Source organism: Nonomuraea sp. KM90, from assembly GCF_052246675.1.
Classification (GTDB): domain Bacteria; phylum Actinomycetota; class Actinomycetes; order Streptosporangiales; family Streptosporangiaceae; genus Nonomuraea.
Genome location: NZ_JBQQCB010000235.1, coordinates 1 through 8,225, shown reverse-complemented (window position 1 = coordinate 8,225; position 8,225 = coordinate 1). Strand labels below are relative to the sequence as shown.

The 8,225-nt window shown below is 72.9% G+C and carries 8 protein-coding genes and 1 pseudogene; 5 read left to right on the top strand and 4 right to left on the bottom strand.

Annotated features, from left to right (window positions below; translation table 11 throughout):
• The 5 genes and pseudogenes from ACTWPW_RS61825 to ACTWPW_RS61805 form a co-directional block, all read left to right on the top strand.
• Nucleotides 1-299 (top strand): annotated as a pseudogene (locus ACTWPW_RS61825) (SAM-dependent methyltransferase); the annotation flags it as partial.
• Nucleotides 300-501: 202 nt separating this feature from the next.
• Nucleotides 502-1,440, top strand: a complete 939-nt coding sequence (locus ACTWPW_RS61820; RefSeq protein ID WP_443174673.1) for a class I SAM-dependent methyltransferase — start codon at nt 502-504, stop codon at nt 1,438-1,440.
• A 166-nt stretch (nt 1,441-1,606) separates the two neighbouring features.
• A complete protein-coding gene (locus ACTWPW_RS61815; RefSeq protein ID WP_375112088.1) occupies nt 1,607-2,251 on the top strand; it encodes a Dps family protein in 645 nt (214 codons plus the stop codon).
• A gap of 175 nt (nt 2,252-2,426) precedes the next feature.
• A complete protein-coding gene (locus ACTWPW_RS61810) occupies nt 2,427-3,320 on the top strand; it encodes an ABC transporter ATP-binding protein (protein ID WP_375112087.1) in 894 nt (297 codons plus the stop codon).
• Complete coding sequence (locus tag ACTWPW_RS61805; protein WP_443174672.1) at nt 3,317-4,906, top strand: ABC transporter permease; 1,590 nt, start codon at nt 3,317-3,319, stop codon at nt 4,904-4,906. The genes ACTWPW_RS61810 and ACTWPW_RS61805 overlap by 4 nt, the downstream gene beginning before the upstream one ends.
• A gap of 47 nt (nt 4,907-4,953) precedes the next feature.
• Here the strand turns inward: ACTWPW_RS61805 and ACTWPW_RS61800 are convergent, their stop codons facing one another.
• The 4 genes from ACTWPW_RS61800 to ACTWPW_RS61785 form a co-directional block, all read right to left on the bottom strand.
• Nucleotides 4,954-5,457 (bottom strand): hypothetical protein, encoded by a 504-nt coding sequence (locus ACTWPW_RS61800; RefSeq protein ID WP_375112085.1) that lies wholly within the window; start codon nt 5,455-5,457, stop codon nt 4,954-4,956.
• A gap of 179 nt (nt 5,458-5,636) precedes the next feature.
• Nucleotides 5,637-6,635, bottom strand: a complete 999-nt coding sequence (locus tag ACTWPW_RS61795) for a helix-turn-helix domain-containing protein (protein WP_443174671.1) — start codon at nt 6,633-6,635, stop codon at nt 5,637-5,639.
• Nucleotides 6,636-6,646: 11 nt separating this feature from the next.
• Nucleotides 6,647-7,123 carry a VOC family protein gene (locus ACTWPW_RS61790; protein WP_443174670.1) on the bottom strand — a complete coding sequence of 159 codons (477 nt, stop codon included), beginning with the start codon at nt 7,121-7,123 and terminating at the stop codon, nt 6,647-6,649.
• A gap of 98 nt (nt 7,124-7,221) precedes the next feature.
• Nucleotides 7,222-8,109, bottom strand: coding sequence for an ABC transporter permease (locus tag ACTWPW_RS61785; protein ID WP_443174669.1), 888 nt, complete (start codon nt 8,107-8,109; stop codon nt 7,222-7,224).
• Nucleotides 8,110-8,225: the final 116 nt, after the last annotated feature.

Sequence of the window (8,225 nt, the reverse complement as noted above, 5' to 3'; positions counted from 1 at the left end):
CCCTGGCGAAGTCATCCGTCGACGGTTACCAGCCGCTGCTCGACAAGACTGCCGACGGGTTCCGGGAGGTGGGCGGGTTCGGCCGTCCGGAGCAGTGGCGGCACCACTGGGAGTGGTTCTACACGCGGGACGCGTGGCTGGACCAGATGCCCACCACGGGCGCCTTCACCCGGCTCCCGCCGGACCAGCTGGCGGAGGTACTGGAGGGGGTCGGCGCCGCCCTCGACGAGATGGGTGGGGGCTTCACGATGCGCTACGCGACGGCGATGGTCGCCGTCACACGCACCCCTACCACCTGATCGCCCGCGCCGGGCCCCCGCGATTCGACCGGTGGTGGGCGGGATCCTGCATCGGTCCATCGGTTCCGTCATAGGAGGTGCAGGCAGGCATGGCGGAGATGCTCTCAACGGCATCACCGTCAGGCAATCGAGTATTTCGGCATTCTTGCTTCATAGGCAAGAAGGCATGTCGGAGGTGCAAGGCGCGCGTAGGGTCGGAGGCATGGCACACGACCACCAGCACGGCGGCCCAGCGCACCGTGACCACCAGCACGGCCGGCACGAGCACCACCAGCACCAGCACCAGCACCAGCACGGTGGTGGGGATGCGGCGGACGTCGCCGCGATGGCTGAGATGTTGGATCTCGACGCCGAGGTGCTGCACTCCTACCTGTCCGACCTCACCGCCTGGATCCGGGAGCTGACCGGTGAGCGGCCTCCCCGCCGCATCCTCGACCTGGGCAGCGGGACCGGCGCCGGCTCGTTCGCGCTGCTCGAACGCTTCGACGGAGCCGAGGTGATCGCGCTGGACGCGTCCGAGCCCATGCTGCGCCACCTGGAGGCCGCCGCCCGGGAACGCGGGCTGGCCGACCGGATCCGTACCGTGCAGGCGGACCTCGACGCGAGCCGGCCGGAGCTGGAGCCCGTGGACCTGGTATGGGCCTCGGCGTCGCTGCACCACATGGCCGACCCCGACCGCGTCCTGGCCGACGTCCTCACCATGCTCCGCCCCGGCGGGCTCATGATCGCGGTGGAGCTGGACGCCTTCCCCCGCTTCCTGCCCGACGACCTGGGCTTCGGCCGTCCCGGGCTCGAGGAGCGCTGCCACGCGGCGATGGCCGAGTGGCGGGCCGCTCAGATGCCGCATTTCGGCGCCGACTGGGGCCCGCTCCTGGCGAAGGCGGGCTTCAGCGTGGAAGCCGAGCGGGTCTTCACCATCGACCTGACACCGCCGTTGCCGGACTCCGCCGGGCGTTACGCCCAGGCGTCGTTGCGGCGGATGCGGACCGGACTGGACGGCGTGCTGGACAGCGACGACCTGGCCGCTCTCGACCGCCTGCTCGACGACGACGGCGGGCCCGGGAGCGTCCTGCGGCGCGATGACCTTCACGTACGCGCCCGCCGGATGGCCTGGGCCGCCCGGCGGCCGCAGACGACATAGCGGGCGCCTGGGCCGTGGTGGCCGGTGCGACTGCGACTGCGCGTGCGGTGCGGGTGCGGCTGTCCCAACCTTTGCCATGCACTGGTCTGGGCGGGAGCTCGAACGCCGGGCATACGGGAAGGTTCGTGGTCGGATCGGCTCAAACTCACCGCACCGGGAGATGATCGTGCCCATCATCAAAGGCAAGACCAAAGCGTTGAAGCATTCGGGCAGCCAGCCGTGGCTGCACGTGGACGGCACCGAGATCCAGGAATTCGGCACTGTCCGGACGTGGCCGCTGGCCGTGTCGGGCGAGGCCCGCAGCTACTCCTGCGAGCGGCTGAACCAGATCCTGTCCGACACGCAGATCCTCTACCACCTGTACAAGAAGCACCACTGGCTGATGCGCGGCCCGACCTTCTACCAGCTGCACCTGCTGCTGGACAAGCACGCGGGAGAGCAGCTCGAGCTCGTGGACATGATGGCGGAGCGGATCCAGACGCTGGGCGGCATCGCGGTCGGCGACCCGCGGCACGTCGCCGAGATCACCGTGGTCCCGCGGCCGCCCAACGGCGCCGAGGAGGTCCCGGCGATGCTCTCGCGCCTGATCGAGGCGCACGAGACCATCCTCGTCGCCGCCCACGACGCGGCTGCCCGCGCCGCCGAGATGGGCGACGACGGCACCAACGACCTGCTGGTCTCCAACGTCATCCGGACCGGCGAGCTGCAGACCTGGTTCCTGGTCGAGCACCTCGTGGACACCCCGCTCGTCGAGACGCCCGGCAACGGGCACGGGCGCGGGACGCGCCACTCCCGCCGCGGCGGGAGATAGCGCGAGGTCCACGTACGCCATGACGCGGGGTCCACGTACGCCGTGACGCGAGGTCCGTTGTGCGTGACTCCGGCGGGAGCCTGGCCGAGCCGGCCGGGCGCTGCTACCGTCAGTCCTGGTGCGCCGGGAAGTCTGGTCGGCAACGTCACATCGGACCGGCCTCATGGAGGCGCGCATGGCGAACAACCCTGCCATCCTGGTCAGTGCCCTGACCAAGAGTTACGGCAAGATCCGTGCCCTCGACGGGCTCGAACTCACCGTACGGACCGGGGAGGTCCACGGCTTCCTCGGCCCGAACGGCTCGGGCAAGACCACCACCCTGCGCATCCTGCTCGGCCTGCTCCGCGCCGACGGCGGCCATGCCGAGCTGCTCGGCGGCGACCCCTGGCGGGACGCGGTCGAGCTGCACCGGCGGCTGGCGTACGTGCCTGGCGACGTCGTCCTGTGGCCCACCCTGACCGGCGGCGAGGCCATCGACCTGCTCGGCCGGCTGCGCGGCGGGCTCGACCGGCGGCGCAAGGCCGCCCTGCTGGACCGCTTCGACCTCGACCCCACGAGGAAGGGCCGCACCTACTCCAAGGGCAACCGCCAGAAGGTGGCCCTCGTCGCCGCCCTGGCCTCCGACGTCGAGCTGCTCCTGCTGGACGAGCCCACCGCCGGGCTGGACCCGCTCATGGAGGCGGCCTTCCGCGACGCGATCGCCGAGGAGCGCGGCAACGGCCGTACGGTGCTGCTGTCGAGCCACATCCTGTCCGAGGTCGAGGCGCTGTGCGACCAGGTCACGATCGTCCGCGACGGCCGCGTCGTGGAGACCGGCACGCTGGCCCAGCTCCGCCATCTCACCAGCACGTCGATCACCGCCGAGCTCGACAGCGTCCCCGCCGGCCTGGCGAGCCTCGAAGGCGTCCACGACCTGGTCGTGGACGGCTCCCATGTCCGCTTCCAGATCGACTCCGAACGCCTGGACGAGGTGTTACGCCTGCTCACCGGCTCCGGCGTCCGCGGTCTGACCTGCCGGCCGCCCACCCTGGAAGAGCTGTTCCTGCGCCACTACCAGGTCGCGGCGTGACCGGCACGGTGGCGCTGGTGCGGCTGGCGCTGCGCCGCGACCGCGTGCTGCTGCTCGTCTGGATCGTCGTCGTCGTCGGCCTGATCGCCGCCAGCGCGTCGGCCATCGCCGAGCTGTACCCCCAGGCGGCTCAGCGGATCGCGCTGGGTGCCACCATCGGCACCGCGCCCGCCCTGCAGGCCCTGACCGGGCCGGTCTTCGACGCGACGTCGGTGGGCGGGCTCACCGCGTGGCGCGGCACCACCATGGCGTCGGTGCTGGCCGCCCTGATGAGCATCGCGGCGGTGGTCCGGCACACCCGCGCCGAGGAGGAGACCGGCCGTGCCGAGCTGGTCGGCGCCTGCGCGGTCGGCCGGGCCGCGATCCCGGCCGCGGCGGTGCTCGTCGCCGGGGCGGCCAACCTGCTCATCGCCCTATTGGTGACGCTGGGCCTGGCCGGGCAGGGGCTGCCCGTGGCGGGAGCGCTCGCGCTCGGCCTGGCGGTGGGCGGCACGGGCTGGGTGTTCACCGGCGTCGCGGTCCTGGCCGCGCAGCTCACGGCGCACGCGCGGACCGCCGTCGGCATCGCCGCCGCGGCGCTCGGCCTGGCGTTCCTCCTGCGCGCGCTGGGTGACGCCGCCGGGATCGAGACGCTCTCGTGGATGTCGCCGCTGGGCTGGGCGCAGCGCGTACGGGCGTTCGCGGGCGAGCGCTGGTGGGTGGTCGCCCTGCTGGCGGTGGCCGGGCTGGCCCTGGTGGCGGTGGCCGCGGTCCTGGCCCGGCGGCGGGATCTGGGCGCGGGGCTGATGGCGCCGCGCACCGGCCCGGGGGACGCGGCCCGGTACCTGGCGGGCCCGCTGGCACTGGCGTGGCGGCTGCAGCGCGGGGCCCTGCTCGGCTGGACGGTGGGGTTCGCGCTGGTGGGGGTGATGTTCGGGGCGCTGGCGGACAGCGTGGGCGACATCGTCCGCGACAACCCGCAGATCGCCGCCATCCTGGCGATGGTGGGCGGGGCGGGCGCGTTGATCGACTCGTTCCTGTCCGCCGAGACAGCGCTGCTGGGCCTGGTCGCGGGCGGGTACGCCGTCCAGGCGACGCTGCGGCTGCAGGGTGAGGAGGCGGCGGTCCGGGCCGAGCCGGTGCTCGCGGGGGCCGTGCCGCGCTGGCGCTGGACGGCCGGTCACCTGGTGCTGGCGCTGGGCGGGAGCACGCTGATCCTGGCGGCGGGCGGGCTGGCGGCCGGGCTCGCGCACGGCGTGCGGATCGGTGACCCGGCCGGGCAGGCGGCGCGTCTGCTGGGCGCGGCGCTGGTCCAGGCGCCCGCCACGTGGACGCTGGCGGGGATCGCGATGCTGCTGTTCGGGCTGGCGCCCCGGCTGACCTCGCTCGCCTGGGCGGCGCTGGTGGCCTTCGCCCTGCTCGCCCAGCTCGGCGAGCTGCTCCAGATCGACGAATGGATCAGGGATCTGTCGCCGTTCGCGCACGTGCCGCAGGCGCTGGGCCGGGCGGTGGACGCGGGCCCGCTGCTGTGGCTGGCCGCCGTCACCGCCGCGCTGCTGCTGGCCGGGGTCACTGCCTTCCGGCTGCGTGACCTGCGCGGGAACTGATCGGGATCCGGAAGGGGCGGGTCCGCCCCCTCCGGATCAGGTCAAGCTCAGAACGGCTGGTTGACCAGCGAGTTCACCTTGATCGAAGTGATCTTCACCTGCAGCATCCGCACCTGCGGCGTGCCCGCGGGCTTGGTGCAGGCGAAGCTGACCTGTCCCGAGGTGGTGAAGTTGTGCACGACGTTCAGGAAGACACCCGCCTTGCTGTGGGGTGGCAGGGTGACCTCCGCGAGGTCGGTGTCGGCGCCGCCGGCCGCGCTGATCACGCACGAGTAGTTGATCGCCGTGGCGCCCGTGTTGCTCGCCGTGAGCTTGGCGGTGATCGTGTACGGGCCCGCGGACAGGAACTGACTGAAGCCGGGGCTCAGCGCGTTGCTGTGCACCAGCTCGTTGTTCCAGCGGCTGATCACCTCCGGCGGCACCGCCTCGGCCGACGTGGCGTTCCCCGCCAGCAGCGCGCCCGCGGCCACCGCGGTGGTCGCCACGGCGGCCAGCGCTGACAGGCGCAGCCGCCTGCCTCTGCGGGCGGGAACGATCGATGGCATGGTCATACGGATCTCCGAATCCTGGATGCGATGTCCCCGTGCGGGATCGCGCGGGGCGGCACGCCTGTCGCCGGGCGAGGCGGTGTCACCGGCTCGCGTGCACCCCGGGAACGTATCCGCCGGACGTCCTCGGGGACCGCGCACAAATACCCGTCCCTGGTGTGCCGCGCGTCATCGCGCCCGGTTCACCGGGTCAGGGCGGCGATGAGGGACGCGTCCGCGGCCGGGAGCCCGAGCGCCGCCAGCGCCTCCTCCGTGACGGCCGCGGCCTCGGGGAACGTGTGCGTGAGCCCTTCCGGCAACCCCGGCACGTACGTCCCCAGCCCCCTCACCAGCCGCGCCGCCGCCCCCGTTGCCCGCACCCCGTCCTCGAACGGGCTCCACGTCCCCGGGGCGGGGCCGCCCTCCGTGCCGAGCAGCCGCCCGACCCTCCCCACCAGGTGGATCAGCCCCTCCCAGTACGGCAGGTGCGCCACCAGCACCAGGTGCCCGTCCCCGCCGGGCGAGACCTCCAGCACCCCGGGGGCCCCGCCCACGGTGATCGTGCGCCGGTACGTGCCCCCGTCCACGACCTCCACGCCGGGGATCGCCCGTTCCGCCAGGCGGGCGCGTGCCGCGTCCCAGTCGTAGCCGGGCGCGTACGGCAGCCGCAGCGCCAGCCCGCCGTCGGCGGCCAGCCGGTCGGCGCGGTGCCTGCGCTCCCGCAGGGCGGTCGGCGCGGCCCGGAACACCTCCCGCATCGTCCGGTTGAACTGCCGCAGGCTCCCGAACCCCGACGCGAAAGCCACGTCGACCACCGGCAGGTCGGTGTCGTCGAGCAGCCGGCGGGCGAAGTGGGCCCGGCGGGAGCGGGCGAGCTGGTCGGGGGTCGCGCCGAGGTGCCGCAGGAACAGCCGGCGCAGGTGCCGCGGCGACACGCCGACCCGCTCCGCGAGGCCCGTCTCCGTGCCGCCGTCGAGGACCCCCTCGATGATCAGCCGCCACGCCCGGCACACCAGCTCGGGCGAGCCGGCGGCGAGCGGGGCCGCCACCCGGTACGGCCGGCAGCGCAGGCACGCGCGGAAGCCGGCGACCTCGGCGGCCGCCGGGTGCTCGTACGTGCGGATGTTCCTGGCCAGCGGCCGGGCGCCGCAGCCCGGGCGGCAGTAGATGCCGGTGGTGACGACGGCGGAGTAGGTGGTCACGGCGCCGGCCCTCAGGGATGCGCGGGCCGGTCCTTGCCGAAGCCGTCGAGGGATTCGCGCTCGTCCTGCGTACGCAGCTCCTGGAAGACCGTGATGTGCAGCCCGGCGGGCGCGTCGAGCCGGGCGTTGAGCGACTCCCAGGGCGTGACCGTGGGCGGCGCGACCTCGGCCGCGCCCGCCGACACCAGCCGCTCGGTGGTGCCCCTGGCGTCGTCCACCTCGAAGGCGACCCGGATCTTGGGCGCGACCTGGCGGCCCACCTCGACCTTGTCGATCATCTCCTTCTGCGCCGGGTTGGCGATCTCCAGGGTGGCCCGGCCGGCGTCGAGGATCGTCACCCGCGCGCCGCCCCCGCCGGAGAAGGCCGCCTGCTCGGGCAGGCCGAGGACGTCGCGGTAGAAGGCCAGCGCGGCCTCGTAGTCCTCCGCCTCGACCACCAGCCGGAGCTGGCGGACGGCGGGGGGCTGGGGGTCTGCGTGCGTGCTCATGGCCGGCTCTCCTCGTGTACGGCGGGGGGCGGTCGCCCTTTCCTCGTGCCAACCCGTCCGCCGCGCCACTTCATCCCCGGGAACGAGGCCGAACGATCTCAGCCGCGGCCGTATCGGTCCTCGGCCCGCCAGAAGTACCAGAACCCGGCCGTGAGCGCGAAGAACGCCCACAGCAGGCACGACAGCCACACCATCTGCGGCGGGGTGTGGCCGCCGATGAGGATGTCGCGCATCCACTCGATGTAGGAGGCGGCCGGGTTCAGGTACATCGCGGTGGCCACCCACTCCGGCAGGCCCGCGCTGTTGACCACCTTGTCGTGGATGGCGAAGAACACGCCCGAGGCGTACAGCCAGGTGCGCATGATGAACGGCAGCAGCTGGTTGAGGTCGCGCATGGAGGAGCCCAGCCTGGCCAGGATCAGCCCGGCCCCGACGTTGAACATCGTCTGCAGCACCAGCACGACCGGGATCATCAGCCAGAACCAGGTCGGCAGCTCGCCGGTGATCACCACGATGACCAGCAGCACGCCCATGGAGATGGTGAGCTGCTGCAGCTCCTGGATCGTGTACGCGAGCGGCAGCGAGGCGCGCGGGAAGTGCAGGGCGCGGATCAGCGACAGGTTCCCGGAGATCGACTTGGCCCCCGCGGTGACGGTGCGCTGCGTGTACGTGAAGACGAACATCCCCGTCAGCAGGAACGCCGGGTAGTTCGGGATGTTCTTGCTGCCGCCCAGGATCAGGCCGAACATCACGTAGTAGATCGCGGCGTTCAGCAGCGGGGTGATGACCTGCCAGAGCTGGCCCAGGGCCGAGCCGGAGTATTTCGAGACGTTGCGCGAGGTCGCGTACGTCAGCACGAAGTGCCGCCGGTCCCAGAGCTGGCGAAGGTAGACGGAGAACCTGGGCCGCGCGATGGCGGGGCGGAGCCCGTGCCGGCGGGCCAGCTCCGCCAGCGTCTGCGGCGCGGGGTCTTCCACTTGGCTCATGAGCACCTCGAAGCGTCGCGGTCACCGTGCGGCCGCCAGGTGACCGAAGGGCCGTCCGACTGACGATCATCCCCTGTCAGAGGGGGTGTCGGTCCAGTTTTGGCCCGGAGCGTCGT